Origin of the sequence: Paenibacillus soyae (assembly GCF_024623455.1) — a bacterium.
GTDB lineage: Bacteria > Bacillota > Bacilli > Paenibacillales > Paenibacillaceae > Pristimantibacillus > Pristimantibacillus soyae.
Genome location: NZ_JANIPJ010000011.1, coordinates 193,649 through 216,581 on the forward strand (window position 1 = coordinate 193,649; position 22,933 = coordinate 216,581).

The window sequence follows — 22,933 nt, forward strand, 5'->3', positions numbered from 1 at the left end:
AACGGTTTTTTGTTTTTCTGATTTTTTCCGACTCCGCGACATATACATACTACCGAGGACAACGATCCGTATGGACGGATACGATGATTTGACGGATGGAGGTATGAATATGATCAGACGAGTGAGCAGAGGAGTCGTTCTTGCGCTGGTGTTTATCCTGGCCCTGGCCGCCTGCGGCGGAAATAACCAGGAGGAGCCCGGAGCATCGGATGCGAATGCGGCGGGAGAGAAGCCGTCCAGCCTGATCATTGCGACAGGCGGCACGGCGGGTACCTATTATCCGCTGGGCGGCGGAATCGCCAATCTGATTCAAGAGAAGGCGGGTACGAATGCCACGGCGCAGGTGACCGGAGCGGCAGTCGAAAATATGCGTTTGATCAGCGACAAAGAGGTCGATCTGGCGATTACGCAAGGCGACATCGCGGATTACGCGGCCAAGGGCACGGAGATGTTTAACGACGGAGCTGTAGGCAATTTGCAGGCGATCGGCGCCCTTTATCAGGAGACGATTCAGATCGTCGTGTCGGAGAAGAGCGGCATTACTACCGTCTCGGAGCTGAAGGGCAAGAAGGTTTCGGTAGGCGCGCCGGGAAGCGGTACGGAGGTCAATGCCAGACAAATTCTTGAGGCGTATGGTCTTACCTTCGACGATTTGAGCACGGAGCGACTATCGTTTGGCGATTCGGCCAAGAAAATGCAGGACGGCGGCTTGGACGCGGCGTTCGTCACGGCGGGCGCGCCGACGGCGGCGATTAACGAGCTGGCCGCGACGACCGGCATAAAACTTCTGACGATCGAGGATGACAAAGTAAAGGCCATTACGGATAAGTACAAATATTACAGCCAGCAGATCATTCCAGCGGGCACCTATCCCAAGCAGGACGCCGAAGTGAAGACCGTCGCGGTGAAGGCGATTATGTCCGTGCGGGCTGAGCTGGATGAGCAGCTCGTCTATGATATAACCAAGACGATTTATGAGAATACGGAGCCGCTCATTGCCATCAACGCCAAAGCGAACGAGATCAAAACCGATAACGCGCTGGAAGGAATCAGTATTCCGCTACATCCGGGAGCGGAGAAGTATCTGAAGGAAAAAGGCGTCATTAAGTAATGAAAGGCAGGGGACGGGTGCGGGTTTCCGCACCTGTTTTTCATCGAACGGGATGGTTGATGCTCTTCTTCCTGGCGTTCGTGTGCGCGGCCGTCGGGTTGTGGGCTTCGACCATTCCGGTGCTCAGCATCAGGCAGGTATCGGACGGCCGGATCGTCTTCCAGTCGCCTGTCGATGAAGGCAGCCGCTTCTCGCTTCTCTATATTCATTCGATTCATCGTACGCCGGTAGAGGAGCTATTCTTCATTAATGACAAAGGGCAAATCGTTCTCGACGCCATGTTATTCGAATCGTATGGGGTCGGAATGCCGACCTCGCTCGAAGGTGTTGAGACCCTTCGCATGGACGATGGGAAAATGCGGATTGAGGGCATTGGCCGGACGCTCCATTCGTTCGAGCTTCGAATCGGCCAAGTGTTGGCCGACCATCGATTGCTTCTGCGGGGGGATGAAATTCCGCTCGCTTCGCTTAGTAAGCCGGGGTCGGCAGTACGGATCGAAGTGGGCCGTCTACATGTCTGGGAGTACTTGAAGGGAGGGCTTCGCCTTGACTGATAACCCGAAGGTGCCGCAGCTCGAGAAGGAAACCATGAGCCAAGAGGACATACAGGAGATGATCGGCAAATACGATCCCGATTTTAATTTTCGGCGGCTGGAAGGCATCATGAGAGCCGTGACGTTCGGATTTGCCGTTTTGTTCTCGCTGTACCAGCTGTACGTCAGCTTCTTCACCCCGTTGCCGGATCAGGTGCATCGCGCGGTTCACCTTTCCTTCGGGTTGGGTCTTATATTTCTGCTGTATCCTTCCACGAAGAAAGGCCGGGACGGCCGAATCCCCTGGTATGATTATTTGTTATCCGTGCTGGGAATCGGAGTCGGATTGTATTGGCTCATGAACTATGAGGCGCTGTTCAACCGCATCGGGAATTTTACGACCTTGGATATGGTCGTCGGCGGAGCGGCGGTGCTGCTTGTTCTGGTTGCCGCCCTCCGCGTGGTGGGAATAGCGATTGTATCGATCACGGTCGTTTTTCTGCTGTATGCCTACTTCGGAGAGTACATGCCCGGGTTTCTGGAGCATAGAGGCGTATCGGTGGAACGGCTGATCAGCCAGATGTATTTTACGCCGGAGGGGATTTTGGGGACGCCGCTTATGGTTTCCGCCAGCTTTATTTTCCTCTTCCTGTTATTCGGTTCCTTCCTGGACAAAACGGGCGTTGGCGAGTACTTCAACGATCTCTCCTTGGTCATAGCGGGAAGGCGGATCGGCGGACCGGCCAAGGTTACGATTTTCTCCAGCGCGCTGCAAGGCACGATTAGCGGCAGCTCCGTCGCGAACGTGGTCACCTCCGGTGCTTTCACGATTCCGCTCATGAAGCGAATCGGGTACAGGCGCGAGTTTGCAGGGGCGGTTGAAGCCTCCTCCTCCACGGGCGGGCAAATCATGCCTCCTATTATGGGCGCGGCCGCGTTTCTTATGGCGGAATTCACGAACACCCCTTATTATCAGGTGGCGCTCGCCGCGCTCATTCCGGCATTGCTCTACTTCACCGGAATTTGGATTATGGTGCACTTCGAGGCCAAGCGGCAGGGGCTGAGAGGGCTTCGCTCGGAGGAGCTGCCGAACCGCCGGGAGGTACTGAAAAACCTGTATCTACTGCTCCCGATTGTAGCGATTATCGGCTTTCTCATGTCCGGCATGTCCCCTGAGCGGGCGGCGATTTACGGCATTTTGTCCGTCATCGCGGTTGGCGCCATCCGCAAGGCTACCCGTATGTCGGTTAAGGACATCCTATCCGCATTGGCCGCCGGGGCAAGATCCGCCCTAGGCGTGGTTGCCGCGACCGCTTGCGCGGGTATGATCGTCGGCGTCGTTACTTTAACGGGCATTGGCCTCAAATTCGCGAACGGCCTGCTCGACTTGGCGGGGGGCCTGCTGCTGCCCACGCTTATTCTCACGATGCTGGCAAGCTTGGTGCTTGGGATGGGAACGCCGACGACGGCCAACTATATTATTACGTCGACGATCGCCGCGCCGGCTATAGTCGCCCTCGATTATCCGGTTCCGCTGCTCGCCGCCCACATGTTTGTCTTTTATTTCGGCATTGTGGCGGACATTACGCCGCCTGTCGCGCTCGCTTCTTATGCGGCCTCTGGCATAGCGAAATCCAAGCCGCTGAAGACGGGCGTGGAATCGACGCGCGTGGCGATTGCCGCTTTCATCATCCCATTCATCTTCGTCTATCAGCCGCAGCTGCTGCTCATCGATACCAACTGGCTGGAGGCAGCCGGCGTCACGCTTACCGCGGTGATCGGCATGATCGGCGTCGGAGCGGGCTTGATCGGCTATTGGATACGGTCCTTGCACGTAATGGAACGGATTGTCGCTGTTGCTGCGGGGCTGCTGCTCATTATCCCGGGGCTTGTGACCGATCTGATCGGCTTCGGCACGCTTGGCGCCATGCTGGCGCTGCAGTATGCGCAGAGAAGGAAGCCGACGAGGGAGCTTGGCGGGTAAGCGTGCCAGAAACGTCTAACTGAGCGTGACGAGGCAGTTTGGAGTAAATAAGCGTGCTAGAAACGTCTGCTCGTGAGGGTCTGAGGTAACAACTATCTTAATTAGGGCACCTCATTGTCAGAGGTGCCCTTTTAAGTTAAGCATCATACTTACAGCCGCCTGTAATCCCGAATAATGGTGTCTATCGCATTCCTTCCCCATGTCGAAAGCTCCGAGCCCTTCTCGTTCCAAGCATAAGTAATGAGCGCTTTCCATAGAGCCCAGCCGCGCGCACGATCAACCGTAGCCTCATCGAAGTCCATCAGCTTCAGGAACAACCGGCGGCTATCGTCGTCGAAAAAGTTCCAGGCCATGACCAGATCGCTCGAAGGATCGCCTACGCCCATCGTCCCGAAATCAATAACGCCGCACAGCCGGCCGTCTCGGACAAGCAGATTGCCTACGGCTACGTCGCCATGCAGCCATACCGGCGCGGACTGGTAGCTGGTCGCAAGGGAGAGCTCCCATATTTCCGTGAGCAGCTTGCTGTCGTACTGGCCGGCGACCGCTTCGATGACAGCCCTCGTATTCTCATCATAGACCGCGAGGCTACCTCCCCGATGGAAGTTCTGGATGCCTGCCGGTATGCCGTTGCTTGCGTCGATCGCCTCCAGCTCCTTCAGAAAACCGGCCAAGTCCTCGGCAAACTCGTTCGGATCGCCGATGTTGTCATGCGTGACGGTGTCTCCGTCAATCCAGCTGTTGATGGACCAAGGAAAAGGATATTCCTCCGTAGGCTCTCCTTTGGCGATGGGAGCCGGGATGGGCAGCGACAAGAGAGGCTTGAAAACCGGAAGCCACGTCAGCTCCTTCTCGACGGCCGAAGCGTAGCGCTCGTGGCTCGGCAGACGAACGGTCATCTCGTCGCCCAGCCGAAAAGTGCGGTTGTCATGGCCGCTTTTCTCAACAGGTTGTATAGATAGATGCTTCCATTGCGGAAATTGGCTATGGACTAACCGGCGAACCCGCTCAACGGTAATTTCGATCATACGCTCACCTCATTCCTAGAGTAATTCCATCATACGCCGTTCCTCTGAACCACTTCAAAGCATAAAACCAATTGAGAAAAACTCTACCGGAGTCCTTCGAGGATGACCAGAATGCGGCAAAAAAAATCTGCCCGAAATCCTCAAGAGGACTTCGGGCAGATAAAAGGCATAAGCCTGTTCGATTAAGCTTTGTTGGAAGAACCGAACTCGCGGATCTTGCCGATAACCGTTTGTTTGATCGCTTCGCGGCCTGGGCCGATGAATTTGCGCGGATCGTAAACTTCGGAGTCGGAAGCCAGAACTTCGCGAACCGTCTTCGTGAACGCGATTTGGTTCTCTGTGTTCACGTTGATCTTAGCCGTGCCGAGCGAGATGGATTTTTTGATTTGCTCGGTTGGGATGCCTGTGCCGCCATGAAGAACGAGCGGAAGCTTGATCGTTTGGCAGATCTCTTCCATCTCTTTGAAGCCCAGGTTCGGCTCGCCTTTGTAAGGGCCGTGTACGGAGCCCAGAGCAGGAGCGAGGCAGTCGATGCCCGTACGTTGTACAAGCTCGAAGCACTCCTTCGGATCCGCGTAGATAACGCCGTCAGCGATGACGTCGTCTTCTTGTCCGCCGACTGTGCCGAGCTCGGCTTCAACGGAAACGCCTTTGGAATGCGCGTATTCTACGACTTTCTTCGTTGTTTCCACGTTCTCTTCGAACGGATGGTGGGAAGCGTCGATCATTACGGAAGTGAAGCCTGCGTCGATCGCGGCTTTACACTTGTCGAAGCTGGAGCCGTGGTCGAGGTGGATTGCTACAGGAACCGTAATTTTTTGCTCTTCGATCAGGGCTTGTACGAAAGCCGTAATGACTTTGAAGCCGCCCATATACTTAGCCGCGCCTTCGGATACGCCGAGGATAACCGGGGATTGCTCGGTTTGAGCGGCGTCGAGGATCGCTTGCGTCCACTCGAGGTTGTTGATGTTGAACTGACCTACTGCGTAACCTCCTGCTAGCGCTTTGTTCAGCATGTCCTTCATGGATTCCAATGCCATTGTTGATTGCCTCCTACACTGTTTTTAAGATCATTGCTCTATGGTCTTGCCGTTAGCTCCGATCGGCTGCGGTCTGAGGGATCCTTCTTTGCGGTTAGCTCCCAGCAGGCTCGTCTTCCAATCTCCTGCCCACTTGCCATTCAATTGTTTATTATACATGATCTTTCCGAATTTAGCCGTATTTCAACGCGAAAAAACGAGATTTTTCCTGTATTTTTATTGCGTTAGGGCGTGAAAGCGTTACCTTCTGGAAAATGAAGGATGTTACATGGGCGCTGCCGATAATCGGCCTTTCCTAAGCGAAGGCTCAGGGCGCTAAAAGGTCGGCTTAACCTTGAATTTCGACCGCTTAGCCGAAACGCGTTTCCTCCTTGCAGGCCCCGATTAGATTAAGGGATATAAAGCAGGAAGCGAGGGGAGGTTCATATGAAAAAAGGGATGCGTGTTGGATGTACCGGCGGGATTGGCACAAATGTTTGAAATATCTGATTGTAAGTGATAAATTTGAAGTAATACTTTTATTGCTGTATTACAATGATCTGACATGAGGGAGGTTGTTAACCATGCAAAGACACTTTACAGGCAAATTGACTAGCAAAGGTCAGTTAACGATACCGGCAGAATTGCGGAATCAATGGGGACTAGAGGAGGGTGACAGATTGATGATAGAAATTGATGATGAAACGGGGCAAGTAATCAGTATGAAGCCGCAGAAAAAGAGGTCCATCAGAGAATCGGTCGGACTGCTAAAAACGAATATCAAATATGATGAACATGCTATCAATGACGCAATCGGCGCAGAAGTGAGCGCAAACTACTTAAGGAGTATCGAACGTTGAGACAAACTCTCCTTTCGGATACCAACATCATCCTTCGGCTATTATTGAATGATGACGCGGAACAGACAGAAGCCATAGTAAAACTGTTTGAAGAAGAGAAGATTACTCTTGTCGTAACAGCGCCGGTAGTCGCAGAGGCATGTTGGACCCTGAAGGCTTATTACAAATTTTCTAGACAGGAAATAGCTTCCGCTCTGCTCGATCTTCTCGACCATGAAGATATTTCCGTTGAACAGGCTTTGATTGCTGCAATTGAAGTACATGGAGCGAAGAACGTGGATCTTGTTGACGCGTATCTATCTGAGAAGGCCAAAATGGACAAGCAGCCCGTTCTTACATGGGATAAGGATTTCAAAAAGCTTGGTTGCGAGTATTACAAACCCAATGAGCTTTTGTAAGTACATAACAGCATGGTTAGATGTTGTTAATTGACGTTATTAACAGGTTACGCAAAAACACCCCTCACATCCTCGAGATGTCAGGGGTGTTTTTGCGTGACCTAGGGCCCTTAAACTTCGGGTTTGGCCTCGGCTTTCATGGCGTAAACCGTTCCGGCTTTGAAAGCCTCCGGCTTCGCTTCGGCTTTTGCCGCAAACGCGGGCATCGCCGCGCCGAATACCAGAGCCATTCCTAATACCGCAGTAACGGCAAACTTCCACTTTTTCATGATCATCATTCCTTTTCCGTATGGTTGATGAAGCCGCTGAGCTTGCGGCCCCCGCTTTCGTTCTCAGTATAAGGGGCAGCCGGCCTTGCGCATAAGGATGAACTTTTCTCACCCCGGGGTGAAAAAAGTTCATCCTCCCTGAAGCTCCCCGATGACCCTATAATTCGATAGGGAACAACTCAATGACTCTGACGACTACCACTATTAAGAGGGGGAGATTAAATAATGTTATTCGAACGCGCAAGGAAAAGAGGGCCGCGGCCGATCATGTTGTGGCTCATTGGTTTGATGCTGTTCAACAGCGTATTTCCTGCTGCGGCGGCAAGCGCCGACGACAACGGGGCTGCCGGCTCCGCTGCGGTTGAAGATTTTACGGTGAGCGCGGCGGCGGAGAAGAATGCCGTGAAAACCGGGGAGCAAGCGGCCGTGACCGTCAAGGTTGCCGCGAAGGTGGACCGGGAAGCGGCGGTGAGCCTGCAGGTGAAGGGGCCGGCGGGCAACGTGGTTGCGCGGCAGCTCTATCCGAAGGTGCTATTCGCCTCGGGATCGGAGCAAAGCTACGCGTTTGCCTGGCAGGTGCCGGATGCGGTGCCGACCGGGAGCTACGCCGTCGAGATTCTCGTGACGGATGCCGAGCGGAAGGTAACGTATGTAGAGAAAACGGAGGCGTTGGTGCTGGAGGTGCAATCGCCGGTGGACCCGCCGAAGCCGAACAAGAGAGCGGCTTATACGGCAGCAGCCGTAACCGGACGGAACATCGTGAAGGCCGGAGAGCCTATGTCGGGTACGGCTATGGTGACGAGCTCGCACGATACGACCGTGCAAGTGAAGGTGGAGCTGTTCAATGCCAAAGGTGATAAGCTGTACAGCCAGACATACGACAATCAATCGATGCTAGCGAAGAAAAGATATCTGTTCCCGATCGAATGGACGGTGCCGGAGGATGCGAAGCCCGGTCTCCATAAAGCAATCGTGAGCGTAAGCAAGCCGGGCGGCGGCGAGCTATACGAAAGGAATCTGCTCAGCGGATTTTTTGTCGTGACGAAGCAAGGCAACATTCATGTCGGCGACACGAGCGCGCCGGCTGTTCCGGCGGGACTTGTCGCCGAGGAAGCGGGCGACGGCTTCGTGAAGCTTCGCTGGAGCCCGGTGAAGACGCTGGATACGGCCGGCTACAAGGTGTATGTGAACGGCACGGAAGCGGGCTGGAGCCGCGAGGTTCATGCGGGACAGGAAGCCTCTTATACAGTAGCCGAATTGAAGAACGGCACGGCTTATCAGTTCGCCGTGACGGCGATAGACCTGGCCGGTAACGAGTCGTCGAAGTCGAAGACGACGGGCGCCACGCCGATCGACAGGATCGCTCCCGCAGCTCCGCAAGGCTTGACGGCCACCGCGGGAGACGGGGCCGTCACGTTATCCTGGACAGCCAACACGGAGAAAGATCTCGCCGGCTACAAGCTGTTCAGCTCGACGGACGGCGGCACGACATGGGATGCCGGCATTCATCTCGGTATTGAAACCGGCTATACCGCAAGCGGACTGAGCAATGGCACAGCCTATACGTTCGCACTTGCGGCATATGATACATCGGATAATGGTTCGCCGAAATCCGCTCCCGCAACGGCGACGCCGGCTGACCGGACAGCTCCAGGGGCGCCTCTGGAGATAGCAGCCGAAGCGCAGGATGGAGCGGTCATCGTTCGCTGGTCGGCTGTTGGGGCGGCGGATTTGGCAGGGTACTCGCTTTATGTCTCCGAGGATGGCGGCGCGACCTGGAGACCTGGTATTGCAGCGGGCCATGCGCTTGAATATACCGTAACCGGCTTAACCAACGATACGGAATATACCTTTGCCGTAACGGCGAAGGATCAAGTCGGCAACGAGTCGGGGAAATCGGTCCATGCGAAGGCGACGCCTGTCGACGGGGCTGCTCCGTCCGCGCCATCCGGGTTAGCGGCGGAAGCGGGCGACGCTCAAGTTACGCTGCGCTGGACGGTCGCATCCGCGGAGGATGGCGTACAAGGCTACAACGTCTACGTATCCGAGGACGGCGGAAGCACGTGGCTGGCACCTGTGAACGCCGGCCAAGTCTCAGAATATATCGTGAGCGGCTTAACGAACGATACGGCGTATTCCTTTGCCGTTACCGCATTCGATGCCGAAGGCAACGAGTCCGCGAAGTCGGAGCCGGCGGCGGCTACGCCGAAAGGCTCCGGCGGCACGGGGGATCAGACACCGCCGGCCGCGCCGGTCATTATGATGAGCATGGCGGAGAGCAACGGCGCCGTCCTGGTATGGGCAGCAGTTGAGGAAGCCGATCTCGCAAAGTACAAGATTTACAAATCGACGGACGACGGCGCGACTTGGGATTCCGGTTTGGATGTCGGCCCGGTCACGATGCATTTCTATCAGGGGCTGCAAGGCGGCATTCCTTATACGTTTGCCATCACGGCCGTCGATACAAGCGGCAACGAATCGGTGAAATCGGCTACGGTAACGGTAACGCCGATTGTCGGCCCCGACCGAACGCCGCCTGCCGTTCCGGCCGGTGTGACGGCCGCCGCGGGAAGCAAAACCATCACCGTATCCTGGAGCCCGGTGTCCGATGCGGACCTGCAAAACTACTACGTTTATGTAACGAATACGTCGACGGGCGGATTTAACCGAATCTATGCCGGCACGGAAACGTTCTATCAAGTCGTGAATCTGACGAACGGGGTCGAGTACTCGGTTCAAGTGACCGCCGTAGACGTCATGAACAATGAATCGGCCAGATCCGCCGCTGTCACGGCCACGCCAAGCAGCGAGGATACGACGGCGCCTTCGGTGCCAACGGGCCTTCGAATAACGGATGTCCGGGACGGCATGCTGTCTCTGGCTTGGAACGAGGCATCGGATGAAGATAAAGCTTATTACAACGTCTACGTATCCACGGATAACGGCGCGACCTGGCGTCCCGCTCAGATGGCAAGATCGGCGGCTTTCCTGGCCAACGGTTTGACGAACGGCACGCGCTATACGTTCGCTGTTACGACGGTGGACGCGAATGACAACGAATCGGCGAAATCCGGTCTCGTCGGCGGCACGCCAAGCAAATATATCGTTCCGCAAGGCTTGACCGCCAGCGCGGGCGACAAGGAAGTGAAGCTGGGCTGGAGCGCCGTTACGGCATCGGATCTCAAAGAATACATGGTTTACACGTCGCTTGACGGCGGCGTGACATGGAATACCGGCGTGAGCGCGGGCAAGGCGACGCAATACGCGGCGAAGCCGCTCACGAACGGCCAGCTGTATACGTTCGCCGTGACGGCGGTCCGTACGGACGGCGCGGAATCGATCCGCTCCGAAGCGGCATCGGCGAAGCCAGACGCGCTGATCATTCCGCCGGATCCGAGCACGATTGCGCCGACATTGCCGAATACGAACAACGTGACGTTCAAGGAAGCGATCTCCTTCCTGTACACGGGACCGAACCCGGTCCAATACGGAGTCATGCCTGGCGCGCTGCAGGAGCAACAAGTCAGCGTGCTGACGGGCGTCGTGAATGACGCGGAAGGCAACCCGATTCCGGGCGTTAAGGTGACCGTGCTGAAGAACGGCGATCTCGGCATGACCGCTACCCGGGAGGACGGCGCCTACGACATGGTCGTAAACGGCGGCAGCGGCGTGACGCTTCAATATGAGAAGACGGGTTATATGACCGTGCAGCGCAAAGCGCCGGCGGACTGGAACGAGTTCTACACGATGCCGGAAGTGGTGCTGAAGGCATACGACACGCAAGTAACCGAAGTGAAGATGGGAGAAGCTTCGTCCGGCGTTCAAGTGGCTCAAGGCAGCCCCGTCACGGATGAAGACGGCACGCGTCAAGCGTCCATGCTATTCCATCCGTCCACGACGGCAACGATCACGCTGCCGGACGGAAGCGTGCAGACGCTGGATACGCTGCACGTACGCGCGACGGAGTATACGGTAGGCGACAAGGGTGAAGAAGCGATGCCGGGCGAAATCCCGCATAACGTCGTGTATACGTACGCGGTGGAGCTTTCCGCGGATGAAGCGGTCGCGGCCGGCGCGGCCCGCGTCCAATTCAACCAACCGGTCTATGTCTATGTCGATAATTTCCTCGAGCTTGAGGTGGGCAGCATCCTTCCTAACGGATACTACAATCTGCAGGAGGGCGCATGGGAAGCGGAAACCGACGGCGTTGTCGTCAAGCTGCTGAGCGTGACTGACGGCATGGCGCAAATCGATTTGGACGGCGACGGCACGGCGGAGACGGAAGCGCAGCTTGCGGCGTTCGGCTGGACGCCGGAGGAGCGCGCGAAGCTCGCCTCCATGTACGAGGCAGGCAAGACGCTCTGGCGCGTCCCGGTTGAACATTTCTCGCCGCATGACTTCAACATGAATCCGTTCGTGGAGCCGGATGAGCGTCTGATGCCTCCAACGGATGGAGAGAAGAACCCGGGCAAGGATGCGGACGGCAAAGGCGATCCGTGCAAAGACAAAGGCTCCATCATCGGCTGCTTAAGCCAAACGTTAGGCCAATCGATACCGGTGCTGGGAACGTCCTTATCGCTTGACTACGATACCCAATTCGCGGAAGGATACACGGCTAGAAGCGAAATCGAAATTCCGGTAACGGACGGCAGAGAGCTGCCCGATAGGCTGACGAGCGCAACGGTCACTCTGATCGTGGGCGGCCGCACGTTTACGAAGACGTACGCCGTAAGCTCGCTCAGCAAGAATGTTAAACATAAGTTCGTATGGGACGGTCTCGACCGTTACGGCAGGAAGCTGGTCGGCCAGCATCCATACAAAGCCGTCGTGACGTACCATTATCCGCAAACGATGTTCATCGGAACGCTCCCCGCCTCGGGTAGCGGCGGCGGCTCCGGTTCCGGCGGCGGGGGCTCCAGCTTCGGCAAGCCGATAGGCAAAGGGCAGCTGCTGATGGGTTATTTCCGCCCAACCCGGGACAGCGCCTCCTTGAACCGGGAGTTCCAAGGCTATATGACCAGCCCGAACAACCCTTATGAAGAGACGGGGATTGCCGGCTGGAAGCTGAGCGCGCAGGATCTGCTCCTGAATCTGGAGCAAGGAACGGTGACCGAGGAAATTAAGGGCGCGGGCATCTCGTACGGCACCTTCCCGAGCGCGATTATCGGATCGGACGGCAGCTATTATGCGCGCAAGGGCAATGACATTGTCCGAATTAAACCGTTCGGCCGAGGGGTGGAAACCGCGGCTGCGCTGCGCTCGCCAAACGATGAGCTGATCGCTCTGGCAGCCGACGGCACCATGTTCGCGAAGGACTCGGTAACGCAGAATCTGTATCGCAAAGCGGCCGGGGAGTCCGCGTGGGAGCATTTTGCCGGGAACGGCACGGCGCGTCCGATCGGCACGAAACAATATTACCCGGACGGCACGGCGGCTACATCGATTTCGTGGAGCACCCAATTCAACGATTATGAAGTGGGACCGGACGGGAAATTATATTTCATCGATAACTTCGTGCTCTACCGGGTCGATACGAACGGCCAAATGTTCCCGTATGCAGTCGAAGACCGCGACGTGCTGTCGGATAACTACCTAGGCAAGGGAACGACCGAGGGGCTGGGCACAAAAGAAAATATCGGCGAAGTCATGTCCGTCGAAATCGGAAAAGATGGCACGATCTATGTCCTGCAGGGACATGGCATCAATGCATGTAAGATTGGCTGCGAGTCGGGAGGCTTGTACGTTTCGCAGATTAAATCCATCGATCCGAACGGGGAGATTCGCGTCGAGGTAGGCGTTCCGTTTGCCTCCCGCTGGGAAGATGAAATTATGGGCCAAAGCTACAATATTCAAGACGGCGTCAAAGCGAGCGAGCTTTTGTTCAAGACGCTGAAGTTCGAAAGGGACGAGGAAGGCAATTTCTACTTCGCTTTCCATGCTTCGAGCAATATATACCAGGCGATCTACAAAGTGGATACGACGGGAACGGTGCGACTCTTCGACACCAAGGCTGTTGCCGCCGCCAAAAATATGACGTCCAGCGAGAATTCCAAGGCGCCGGAATTGGTGGATGTCAAGCTGCTGCAGGCCGGACCGGAGGATCAAGTTCTGTTGTATACCAATCCTTCGAACTATGAATCGATGGTATTCCGCACGTCCAAAGGAACCGGCAATCAAGAAGGCACGTTGGCGGTGCCGGATTCGAGCGGCATGTACGCCGGCGTGTACGACCTGAACAACGGCCGCTTGATCCGGACGGTCAGCGCCCTGACGGGGAAAACCCATTTTACGTATGAGTATGACGCCGAGGGCCGCCTGGTCGCCCTGAAGGATTTCAAAGGCGAAACCGTGCAGATCGTGCGCGATGACACCGGCTTACCGGTCGAAATCATCAGCCCGTACGGACAGGTGACGAAGCTGAAGGTAGAGAACGGCAGGCTGACCGAGGTGACGAATCCTGCAGGGGAAACGCACCGTATGGTCTACGACGAGAAGGGGCTGATGAAGCAATTCATCGATCCGGAGCATCATGTCAAAGACTATGACTACAGCGGAGATGGACGTCTCATTCGAGCGGAGACCGCCCGCGACGGCGTGAAGACGCTGAAGCGGACCGAGCACGATTACGGTTATGAAGTGCTGGTTACGAATCCGGACGGCTTGAAGACCACGTATACCGTTCGCGAGCTCGTCGGCTTCCGGTCGGTGACGCTGAAGGATGATGACGGGGCCGAAACATCGGTGAATACGACGGCTTCCCTGACGACCAAGCGATATCCGGATGACGCCGTGGATTTCATGACGTTCGCCCGCGACATGCAATGGGGCGAGGAATATGTCACCCATATCCGGACCTTGACGCATGACCGACGGGAAGTGCTTCGCGACACGAAGCGCGAGGTCGTGCTTGCGGACGATTACGATCCGTTCAGCATCGTCTCCATGAAGACGACGTCCACGCTGGACGGCGCCACAACGACAAGGGAGTATTTCCCCGACGAGCACAAAGTCGTGGTGACGTCGGCAGAGGGGCACCAAGTCGTCTACTACATGGATGAGTGGGACCGTACCGTCCGTATCGAGGAGCCGGGAACGTCGATCGAGCCGATCCTGTATACGTACGACGAACGCGGACGCATGAAGAAGCTGGAGCAGGGACCGCAGTTCCAGGAATACGCGTACAACGATCGGGGGCTGGTGGAGACGGTAACCGACGCCGCGGGCTTCGTCAAAACGTACCAGTACGATGCCGCTAACCGTCTGGAGTCCATGGTGACGCCGGGACTGAAGCAGTATCAATACGGCTATGACGATGACGGCAATCATACCTCGCTGACGATGCCGAATGGCGAAACGGTCTATCAGGGCTATAACGCGGACGGCGAATTCGAAAGCCTGCGCTTCGGGGAAGAAGAGAACGGGCTGACCGTAAACCGTACAGTGGGCTCCGCCAAAGATTCTTCCACCTTGCGGAGCGGGCGGACGATCGACTATACAACCGATGGAGCGAACTTGATCTCGGTAAGCGACGAGGATCTTCTGAGGGAGTTTACGTACGATCCAAGCGAGACGATGGGACGCATCAAAACGATCAATACCGTAACGAGCAACAGCCATGCGGATAAGCAAACGGTGTCCTACGAGTATGACGGCATGCACGTGACAGCCTCCAATTTTATAGGCGATGCGCAAGGACGATTCACGTATACGAACAATAAGCTCGGCTTAATGACGGGAATGACGTCCACGATTGGCGACTTCTCGTACAATACGCCGGTCGCTTACAACAAAGATTATGAAGTCACTCAGATGGGACCGTTCCACTATGAGTACACTGGTCCTAACAAGCGGCTCGGAGAAATTCAGGATGGCAACCTGCACATTGCCCGCAGCTACGACGATCTGGGCCGCATCTCCGGCCTGACTTACCGAATGGGCGACAAGGAGCTCTACCAGGTCACCTATACGTATGACAAGAGAAACTACTTGGAGACGAAGACGGTCGTGTCGGGCGGCAAGACGGAGCGGTTCGTGTACACCTACGACGCCGACAGCCAGCTGACGGACGTCGCGAGAGAGGTAGACGGAAGCTCCTCCATTCAAGAGCATTACGAGTATGACGATAACAAAAACCGCCTTGTCCGCGAAGTAACGGGCTCGGAACGCGAAGTAAGCACATACGGCGATTTCGACGTGCTTGAGCAGGTCGGGTCGACAGCGTATGAATTCAATGCGGAAGGCAGCTTAACCCGCAGGGGCAGCGATACGTTCCACTACGCTCCGGGCGGCGAGCTGCTGGAAGCGACGGCTGGCGGCGATTCGATTCATTATACGTATGACGGGCTCGGACGTCTGACAGCCCGCGAAGACGGACAGGGCAAGACGCAATATTTGTACGGCAACATGAATCAGCAGAAATCGATCAGCGCGGCGATCGGTCCGGACGGCGTCATTACGGTTTATCATTATGACCTGAACGGGTACCTGATCGGCCTCGAGCGCGACGGTCAGAAGTATTATGTCATTACGGACCAAGTCGCGACGCCGGTGCAAGTGCTGGACGAGAACGGGGACACCGTGAAGGAAATGCAGTACGACAGCTTCGGCCGTCTGCTGAACGACTCCAATCCGGCGTTCCGCCTGGATATCGGCTTCTCCGGCGGCATTGCGGATGAGGATACGGGTCTCGTGCGCTTCAGCACCCGGGATTACGACTCGTTGTCCGGCCGCTGGATGGCTCGCGATCAGATCTTCTATGAGAGCGGCCAGGCGAACATGTACGCCTATGTCAACAATAACCCGATTATCGTGCGCGACCCTTGCGGTCAGGCGTGTATCGGCGGCTCCCTCTACGAAGGAATCGGCGGCGGCTTCAAGCTCTGCTTCAGCGACGAAGGCGCGGCCATCTGCGGCGAGATCGGCTTAGGCATTGGCGGCGGCATCGACATCAGCCCGTTCGAGGAATTGCCGAAGACGCACGCGGCATTCGAGATCGGCGTTAAGGCCAAAGCAGGGGCCGCCTCCATCGGAGGCGGGTACGAGTGGAAGAAGGAACAAGGAGCGCCATGCGTCGAAGGCGCGCCTAAGCTGTCGCTCGGCTTCGGCCCGCTCGAATACGACGCGCTCACGTTTACGGAGTCCAAAGCATCGGGCACGGTAGATGATATGATCGATGAGAAGAAGGTCAAAGACATCATCGGCGAGCAGTTCGATGAGCATTCCGACAAGGGCTGGAACATGAAGAACGGCCTTGAGGCTTCGGCCAAACTGAAGGGCTGCAAGTCGAGAAAGTGGTAAGGAGTTGACGAGATGGCCGTCCTTGTGGGCGGCCGGACCGCTATGAAATTTGCTTGAACGAAAGAAAGGTGCAGACCCCAGGCTTAATGGAATCGCCCCCACTTGTTAGTTTTGTCTAACAAGTGGGGGCGTTCAGAAGAGGGGCTGCACCTTTCTTCGTATTTACGGCTGATGATGCGGTTTCTACAGGTGCTTGATTTAGGTGCTTGAACTCTAATCCTAACCGCTAACGGAAATGAGAAGCCTTATTTCGAATATACGAGCTTTTTTTCGATGGTAACGGAACGGAGAGCCGTTATTTGCCTATTTCAGCGGTGTTTCGAACACATTCGAAGGTAATAAGGGCGCACAGTTCCGCTAGCCCCTCAATAAGCCTCATTTTCCACTGAATAACGCCTCTCAGTTCCGTAAGCCCCCAGCCTGCCTCTCTTACACCCGTACAAAGCGCATTGAGCGGCTTAATCGCCCCTAACGGACGGTTTCTGCACTTACAAGGCGCTCCCAGCGCCTTAACCCACGCCGGCGGCCGACCTTCACGCTTGCAAGGCGCCCACAGCGCCTTAACCGGCACGCGGAGCCGACTTTTGCCCCTGCAAGGCGCTCTCAGCGTCTTAGAAGTCGGCATCAGTTGGTTTCAGCCCCTGCAAGGCGCTCCCAGCGCCTTAGAAGTTGGCATCAGTTGGTTTCCGCTCCTGCAAGGCGCTCACAGCGCCTTAGAAGTCAGCGTCAGTTGGTTTCCGCTCCTGCAAGGCGCCCACAGCGCCTTAGAAGTCGGCGTAAGTTGGTCTCTGCTATTGCAAGGCGCTCCCAGCGCCTTAGAAGTTGGCATCAGTTGGTTTCCGCTCCTGCAAGGCGCCCCCAGCGCCTTAACCGGCTGGCGCAGCCGGATTCGCCCTTGCAAGGCGCCGCTCTCCCCCTGAAAAATCTGTTCTCTCAAGGGAACGGAAGCGCTTCTTAGTTACCGCGTCCGAGCATAATTTGTTTGGAGAAGGGAGTGGTAAATTTTATGAAAAAAAGGATTGGCATTATCGGAAGTGGAGTTGCCGGCTTGCAGCTGGCGTACTCCTTGAAGAACGAATTTGACGTGACGGTCCTTCATCACGAGGATCCGGAGGACATCCGCCAAGGAAGGGTTCGGTCCACGCAGGTTCATTTTCACCCGGCGCTGGATAGAGCGCAGCGATTCCAGATGCCGGACATGGATGCGGCGCCGTCCATTCAGACGATCCATGTAAGCTTAGGCCCGCAGAAGTTGTTCGTGGGACAGCTCACAGGTCCGGCTAGGTCCGTAGACCAGCGGCTTACCTTCTCAGCGGGGATGGCCGATCTATCCCAACAGGGCGTACCGTTCCGAAAAGCCAGAGTGCAGGCGCATGAAATTGATGCATTAGCCGAAGCCTTCGACCTCCTCATCGATGCGACAGGCAAAGCCGGTCCGCTGCTTCCCTTCCCGGTCGAAAAGGAGCTTACGCCGTTCCAGACGCCGCAGCGGAAATGTATCGTCGGATATTTCACCGGGGTGTCCCCGGTAGAACCCACGGGGGTTTCGATTACCATCATTCCTGGAGCGGGCGAAATGTTCGAAATCCCGGCGTTGACGGAGAATGGGCCAGTCACCATCTTGTTTATCGAGGCGGTGCCTGACGGACCGCTTGATGCTTTCAAAGGAATCAAGACCGCTGAGGCTTTCGAGGAGCGGATGAGGACCATCGTGGAGGACAGCTTTCCGGGCATTGCCGGGCGTATCCAACCTGACGCGTTTGGCCTGGTAGACGAAGGCGCTTACCTGCAGACCGCGGTTACGCCGGTCATCCGAAAACCCTATGTCATACATAACAGCAAGTTAATCGTGGGGTGCGGCGACAGCGTCTTCCTCGCGGATCCCATTACGGGCCAGGGCTGCAACACCGCTTCTTATTGCGCGGAGCAGCTGCTGGAAACTCTCTTGGCCAGCAAGGAGTCCCCGTGGGACGAACAAGTGGGCATGGCGTACTGGAGCCGTGTCAGGCCTTACCTGACGGCGGTGACAGAGTGGACGAACGCGATGACGGGCCCCTTGCCGGAGCATGTCGTACATATTCTCATGCAGGCGGCCTCCAGCCAGGAGGCGGCAAATCAAGTAGCGCATTGGTTCGAGAATCCGCCCGCGGCCCATGCGGCTTTTTTCAACAAACAACCAAGCTAGAATATAGCGAAAAAAAAAAGAAGCATGACCGCAAACGGTCATGCTTCTTGTACAGGAGAGCCTATGACGTGGTACCGTCCCTTCGGCACCACCATGGGCGAGCCCGAGACGGGGTCCGCGATAACCTCGGAATCCATGCCGAAGATGTCCTTCACGAGCGGGCTCGTGATAACCTCGGACGGCGCGCCCTCGGCTACTAGCTTGCCCTCATGAAGAGCAATGATGTGGTCCGCGTACCGCGCGGACAGGTTAATGTCATGGAGGACCATGACGATCGTCGTGCCATGCCTGCGGTTCAGGTCGGTGAGCAGATCCAGAATCTCGACTTGATAAGTAATATCGAGGAACGTGGTCGGCTCGTCCAGGAACAGAATATCCGTCTCCTGCGCAAGCGCCATGGCAATCCAGACGCGCTGCCTCTGGCCGCCGGACAGCTCATCGATATGACGGTCGGCGAACTCGGTAATGCGCATCGTTTCCATCGCTTCGGCTACCGCCGCGTAGTCCTTCTTGGTCCAGTTGCCGAACAAGGACTGGTGGGGGAACCTGCCGCGCCCGACCAGATCCGTCACGGTAATGCCCTCGGGGACAATTGGCGATTGCGGAAGCAGACCCACCACGCGCGCCAGCTGCTTGGGCGGAATTTTGCCCAGCGGCTTGCCGTCGATCGTGATGGTACCGGAAGCAGGCTTAATCAGCCTGGCCAGCGTCTTCAGAAGCGTGGACTTGCCGCAGCCGTTGGAGCCGATAATGACGCTGATCTTATGGCTGGGTATGACCAGATCGACGCCGTGAATAACCGTCTTGTTCTCGTAGCCCGCAACGACCCGCTCGGCCTGGAAGTGATGTGTCGGTTTCATTAAAGTTCTCCCTTCCGATTCATTCGGACTAACAAGAAGATGAGATAAGGCGCCCCGAGCAGACCGGTAATAATGCCTACAGGGAATCTGTAAGGGGTAGCGAACTGCCCGATGAGATCCGCCGCCAGTACCAGGTTGATGCCTACCAATCCAGCAGGAATGATGTTCGAAAAACCGATTCCCACCAATCGCTTGGCGATCGGCCCTGCAAGGAAGGAGACAAAAGCGATCGGTCCCGTTGTCGCGGTGGCGATGGCAATCATGCAGACGGAGCTCACGATCAGCGCGATCCGGCTCTTGTCCGTGTCAACGCCGAGGGAGGTGGCCGCTTGTTCGCCCAGCTCCAGCAGGTTCAGCTGCTTGCCGAGCACGATAATAATCGGCGTGCAGATCAAGACGGCAATCATAAGCGGAGGCAGTCGATCCATCTGAGCGCCGTTAAGACTGCCCGTCAGCCACCGGACCGCGGCGGGAAGGTCCTGCTCCGCGCTGATCAGCATCAGATAGGAGATGGCGGCGTCGATCATGGCTTGGATGCCGATCCCGATCAGGATAAGCCTGCCGATCGAGAAGGCCTTGCCCCTAGACAGCAGATAAATCAGAATGACGGTAGCCAGCCCCGCAACGACGGATGCGACGGAGATAACGGCGCCGCTGGCTTGAAGAACGACAATGCAGAAGACGGCCGCCACGCTGGAGCCCGACGTAATGCCGATCACGTTCGGATTGGCAAGCGGGTTGCGCAGCATGGTCTGGAACACATAGCCGGCGACGCCGAAAGCGAAGCCCGCGAACAGACCCGCCAGCATTCTCGGCAGTCGGATCGTGCTTACCGCGAAGGAGACGCCCTTAATCTGCTCGCCGGACAGCGCCCGGATCACATCCTTCACGGGATAGACGGTATTGCCTAACATCAGCATGGCGCAGCACAGTACGCAGGCGAGCACCGCGAGAAGGCTGGTCACGAGTATCCATCGGCCTTGTCTCCGGCGCCGGCCTGCCATGATTAATGTAATTGTAGGGTTTGTATGGGTCATAATGAACGCACTTTCGATCTCATAGCGACTATGATTAGTATAGGTGCCCCGATAAAGGCCGTCACGACCCCAACCTCAAGCTCTCCGGGGCTGCCGATCAATCGGCCGCCCACATCTGCTAAGGTAAGAATGGCGGCCCCTGCGATAGCGGACATCGGGATGACAAACCGTAAATCGGCTCCAAGCAGAAGGCGAATGACGTGGGTCGATAACAGTCCGATAAAACCGATCGGTCCGGCCAGCGCCGTCGTCGCGCCGCATAATAATACGCCAGCCAGCGCCGCCGTGAAGCGGAGCGTCCCCGTCCGAACGCCGAGGCCGGTCGCCGTATCGTCCCCCAGCGCCAGCGCATTGAGCGCCGGCGCCACGAGGAAGGCGATCAGCAGCCCGCCTAGCAGGAACGGGAGGAACGTGCCGATGCCGCCCCAGCTGGCCGAACCGACGCTTCCGACCTGCCAGAACCGAAACTCATCCATGACGTACGAGCGCGGAATCATAATGGCGGTAACGAGGGAGCCGAGGGCGGCGCTGGTGGCGGCTCCGGCCAAAACAAGCTTAATGGGCGTGGCTCCGCCACGCCCCATTGAGCCGATTCCGAACACGAACACCGCGGTAATCGCGGCGCCGGCCAAAGCTAGCCATATATATTGATTCGCGGTGCTGATGTTCCAGAACGCGATGCCGCACACCACGAACAACGATGCGCCCATGTTGACGCCCAGTATACTGGGGTCCGCAATGGGATTGCGCGTGACGGACTGCATCAGCGCCCCGGATACCCCGAGCGCCGCTCCGCAGCATAAGCTGAAGACGGTGCGGGAGATCCGCTTCTGCACGATGTTGGCCGAGTAGGAGCTCAGGTCGGGACGGAACAATCCGTCTATGACCTCCTGCAGCCTCAAGGACTTGGAGCCCAGGGCCAACGAGGCGAGCACGCACAGGAGAAGCAGGACTAGGCAGCCCACTAGAACCAAGGCGAAATGCTTAGGGAATTGCGAACGAATCCCGCCTGTGCCCGTGCTCGAAATCGAAGCGCTATTCATTGAGCTTATCAACGGCTCCGCCAATCAGCGCCAGGTACTCATCCAAGGTATAGGCGATGGAGAGCGGGTTCGGGTTGCCGGAAGCGGCCAGCGGCGTTCCGTTGCCGATGAAGACGACGGACCCTCTTTGGATCGCCGGAATCTTGCCCAGCAGGGAGTCGGCTTTCACCGCTTCGTACAAGGACTCGTCGCCATATCCGATAAGAATGTCGGCATCGTTCAACGCTTCGGCGTTCTCGGCGCTCAGCTGCAGCGAGTAGGCAGCCGGATCCGTAATTTGGCTTGTCACGCTCTCCGGGTATTCCATGCCGAGCTCGATCAGGAATTCGCCGCGAGGATCCGCAGGCGTGTAAATGTGCAGCTTGGACATATCCTTAGCCGAGAAGTTGACCCAAACGACTTTTTTGCCTTTCATTTGCGGATATTTGCTTGCTCCTTCTTGAATCAGAGCTTCGGTATCCTTGATGAGCTGTTCGCCCTCTGCCTGCATGCCCATGCCCATTGCCGAGAACTGAACTTGCTCGCGCCAAGTCGTGGCCCAAGGCTTCGTCTGGTAAGCGACGACCGGAGCGATCTCGCTCAGCGTGTCGTACTCTTCTTGCGTAATGCCGGAGTAAGCGGCCAGAATAACATCCGGATCGGAATCGGAGATCCTTTCGAAATCAAGTCCGTCCGTGTCTTGGAAAATGTTCGGGGTTGCTACGCCCAGCTCATCGAGCTTCGCTTTCGTCCAAGGCAGCAGGCCGCTGTCGTCTTGGACGCCGTAGTTGGCAGCCGAGAAGCCTACAGGCACGACGCCGAGGGCCAGAGCCACGTCATGGTTCGCCCATTGAATCGTAGCGACGCGTTCAGGCTTGCTCTCGATGACCGTTTCGCCGAAAGCATGTTTGATTGTGATGGGATATTCCACAGCCGCTGCTTCTTCCTGAGCAGGAGTTGCCGTTGCCGTCTCCGCGGGAGCGGTAGCGGACGAAGTCGGCTCCGCCGCCGAGTTTGTGTTCTTCGTCTGGCTGGAGCAGCCGACGAGCGAAATCATAACGGCAGCCGAAACGAGCAGTGTTTTAAACGAGATTTTTTTGGCATTCATTTTGCAGACCCATCCCTTATCTAGTTCTAGTATGTGATAATGATTATCAACGTCATTTACTATATATTCTCTTTTGGAGGGTTGTCAATATATAATGATGAAAGAATGAAATTTTTCTGAAAAATATAAAAAAGTATGGCGAAACCATGAAAGCTGACATGGCATACATCATTTTTAAAAGACTTTCAATTCCTGACCATATCTGTCAGTGATCTTAGTCTA

14 protein-coding genes are annotated in these 22,933 nt (G+C 56.4%); 7 read left to right on the top strand and 7 right to left on the bottom strand.

Annotated elements, in window-relative coordinates; translation table 11 throughout:
* Positions 1–109 precede the first annotated feature (109 nt).
* The 3 genes from NQZ67_RS16430 to NQZ67_RS16440 are packed head-to-tail and all read left to right on the top strand — an operon-like array spanning position 110 to position 3,628.
* A complete protein-coding gene (locus NQZ67_RS16430) occupies positions 110–1,111 on the top strand; it encodes a TAXI family TRAP transporter solute-binding subunit (protein WP_257447925.1) in 1,002 nt (333 codons plus the stop codon).
* Positions 1,111–1,665 (top strand): DUF1850 domain-containing protein, encoded by a 555-nt coding sequence (locus NQZ67_RS16435; RefSeq protein ID WP_257447927.1) that lies wholly within the window; start codon positions 1,111–1,113, stop codon positions 1,663–1,665. The genes NQZ67_RS16430 and NQZ67_RS16435 overlap by 1 nt, the downstream gene beginning before the upstream one ends.
* 34 nt (positions 1,666–1,699) lie before the next feature.
* Positions 1,700–3,628 (top strand): TRAP transporter permease, encoded by a 1,929-nt coding sequence (locus NQZ67_RS16440; RefSeq protein ID WP_257447982.1) that lies wholly within the window; start codon positions 1,700–1,702, stop codon positions 3,626–3,628.
* A gap of 149 nt (positions 3,629–3,777) precedes the next feature.
* Here the strand turns inward: NQZ67_RS16440 and NQZ67_RS16445 are convergent, their stop codons facing one another.
* Both NQZ67_RS16445 and NQZ67_RS16450 read right to left on the bottom strand, forming a co-directional pair.
* Positions 3,778–4,656, bottom strand: a complete 879-nt coding sequence (locus NQZ67_RS16445; RefSeq protein WP_257447929.1) for an aminoglycoside phosphotransferase family protein — start codon at positions 4,654–4,656, stop codon at positions 3,778–3,780.
* Positions 4,657–4,838: 182 nt separating this feature from the next.
* Positions 4,839–5,696: a class II fructose-bisphosphate aldolase gene (locus tag NQZ67_RS16450; RefSeq protein WP_257447932.1), complete on the bottom strand. Its 858-nt coding sequence runs from the start codon at positions 5,694–5,696 to the stop codon at positions 4,839–4,841.
* Between the two features lie 563 nt (positions 5,697–6,259).
* On the opposite strand from NQZ67_RS16450, the gene NQZ67_RS16455 reads away from it, so the two are divergent.
* Both NQZ67_RS16455 and NQZ67_RS16460 read left to right on the top strand, forming a co-directional pair.
* Positions 6,260–6,535, top strand: coding sequence for an AbrB/MazE/SpoVT family DNA-binding domain-containing protein (locus NQZ67_RS16455; RefSeq protein WP_257447934.1), 276 nt, complete (start codon positions 6,260–6,262; stop codon positions 6,533–6,535).
* Positions 6,532–6,933 carry a type II toxin-antitoxin system VapC family toxin gene (locus tag NQZ67_RS16460; protein WP_257447936.1) on the top strand — a complete coding sequence of 134 codons (402 nt, stop codon included), beginning with the start codon at positions 6,532–6,534 and terminating at the stop codon, positions 6,931–6,933. The genes NQZ67_RS16455 and NQZ67_RS16460 overlap by 4 nt, the downstream gene beginning before the upstream one ends.
* 110 nt (positions 6,934–7,043) lie before the next feature.
* On the opposite strand, the gene NQZ67_RS16465 is transcribed toward NQZ67_RS16460, so the two are convergent.
* Positions 7,044–7,202, bottom strand: coding sequence for a hypothetical protein (locus NQZ67_RS16465; protein ID WP_257447937.1), 159 nt, complete (start codon positions 7,200–7,202; stop codon positions 7,044–7,046).
* A 225-nt stretch (positions 7,203–7,427) separates the two neighbouring features.
* Here NQZ67_RS16465 and NQZ67_RS16470 point away from each other — a divergent pair, with 225 nt between their 5' ends.
* Positions 7,428–16,499, top strand: a complete 9,072-nt coding sequence (locus NQZ67_RS16470; RefSeq protein WP_257447939.1) for a fibronectin type III domain-containing protein — start codon at positions 7,428–7,430, stop codon at positions 16,497–16,499.
* A gap of 1,006 nt (positions 16,500–17,505) precedes the next feature.
* On the top strand, positions 17,506–18,684 hold the full coding sequence (locus NQZ67_RS16475) for a styrene monooxygenase/indole monooxygenase family protein (RefSeq protein WP_257447941.1): 1,179 nt from the start codon (positions 17,506–17,508) through the stop codon (positions 18,682–18,684).
* Between the two features lie 38 nt (positions 18,685–18,722).
* Here the strand turns inward: NQZ67_RS16475 and NQZ67_RS16480 are convergent, their stop codons facing one another.
* Genes NQZ67_RS16480 through NQZ67_RS16495 form a run of 4 tightly spaced genes read right to left on the bottom strand, consistent with a single transcriptional unit; the run spans position 18,723 to position 22,711 of the window.
* Complete coding sequence (locus NQZ67_RS16480) at positions 18,723–19,544, bottom strand: ABC transporter ATP-binding protein (RefSeq protein ID WP_257447943.1); 822 nt, start codon at positions 19,542–19,544, stop codon at positions 18,723–18,725.
* Positions 19,544–20,581, bottom strand: coding sequence for a FecCD family ABC transporter permease (locus NQZ67_RS16485; RefSeq protein ID WP_257447945.1), 1,038 nt, complete (start codon positions 20,579–20,581; stop codon positions 19,544–19,546). Before NQZ67_RS16485 ends, NQZ67_RS16480 begins: the two co-directional genes overlap by 1 nt.
* The gene (locus NQZ67_RS16490; RefSeq protein WP_257447947.1) at positions 20,578–21,624 is read right to left on the bottom strand and encodes a FecCD family ABC transporter permease; all 1,047 of its coding nucleotides are present in this window, start codon (positions 21,622–21,624) and stop codon (positions 20,578–20,580) included. The genes NQZ67_RS16485 and NQZ67_RS16490 overlap by 4 nt, the downstream gene beginning before the upstream one ends.
* The gene (locus NQZ67_RS16495; RefSeq protein WP_257447949.1) at positions 21,617–22,711 is read right to left on the bottom strand and encodes an iron-siderophore ABC transporter substrate-binding protein; all 1,095 of its coding nucleotides are present in this window, start codon (positions 22,709–22,711) and stop codon (positions 21,617–21,619) included. Before NQZ67_RS16495 ends, NQZ67_RS16490 begins: the two co-directional genes overlap by 8 nt.
* Positions 22,712–22,933: the final 222 nt, after the last annotated feature.

Excerpts from the sequence above, each read along its gene's own strand:
- NQZ67_RS16430 (WP_257447925.1), top strand. The coding sequence starts at position 110 with ATGATCAGACGAGTGAGCAGAGGAGTCGTTCTTGCGCTGGTGTTTATC.
- NQZ67_RS16435 (WP_257447927.1), top strand. The coding sequence starts at position 1,111 with ATGAAAGGCAGGGGACGGGTGCGGGTTTCCGCACCTGTTTTTCATCGA.
- NQZ67_RS16440 (WP_257447982.1), top strand. The coding sequence starts at position 1,700 with ATGAGCCAAGAGGACATACAGGAGATGATCGGCAAATACGATCCCGAT.
- NQZ67_RS16445 (WP_257447929.1), bottom strand. The coding sequence starts at position 4,656 with ATGATCGAAATTACCGTTGAGCGGGTTCGCCGGTTAGTCCATAGCCAA.
- NQZ67_RS16450 (WP_257447932.1), bottom strand. The coding sequence starts at position 5,696 with ATGGCATTGGAATCCATGAAGGACATGCTGAACAAAGCGCTAGCAGGA.
- NQZ67_RS16455 (WP_257447934.1), top strand. The coding sequence starts at position 6,260 with ATGCAAAGACACTTTACAGGCAAATTGACTAGCAAAGGTCAGTTAACG.
- NQZ67_RS16465 (WP_257447937.1), bottom strand. The coding sequence starts at position 7,202 with ATGAAAAAGTGGAAGTTTGCCGTTACTGCGGTATTAGGAATGGCTCTG.
- NQZ67_RS16470 (WP_257447939.1), top strand. The coding sequence starts at position 7,428 with ATGTTATTCGAACGCGCAAGGAAAAGAGGGCCGCGGCCGATCATGTTG.
- NQZ67_RS16475 (WP_257447941.1), top strand. The coding sequence starts at position 17,506 with ATGAAAAAAAGGATTGGCATTATCGGAAGTGGAGTTGCCGGCTTGCAG.
- NQZ67_RS16480 (WP_257447943.1), bottom strand. The coding sequence starts at position 19,544 with ATGAAACCGACACATCACTTCCAGGCCGAGCGGGTCGTTGCGGGCTAC.
- NQZ67_RS16485 (WP_257447945.1), bottom strand. The coding sequence starts at position 20,581 with ATGACCCATACAAACCCTACAATTACATTAATCATGGCAGGCCGGCGC.
- NQZ67_RS16490 (WP_257447947.1), bottom strand. The coding sequence starts at position 21,624 with ATGAATAGCGCTTCGATTTCGAGCACGGGCACAGGCGGGATTCGTTCG.
- NQZ67_RS16495 (WP_257447949.1), bottom strand. The coding sequence starts at position 22,711 with ATGAATGCCAAAAAAATCTCGTTTAAAACACTGCTCGTTTCGGCTGCC.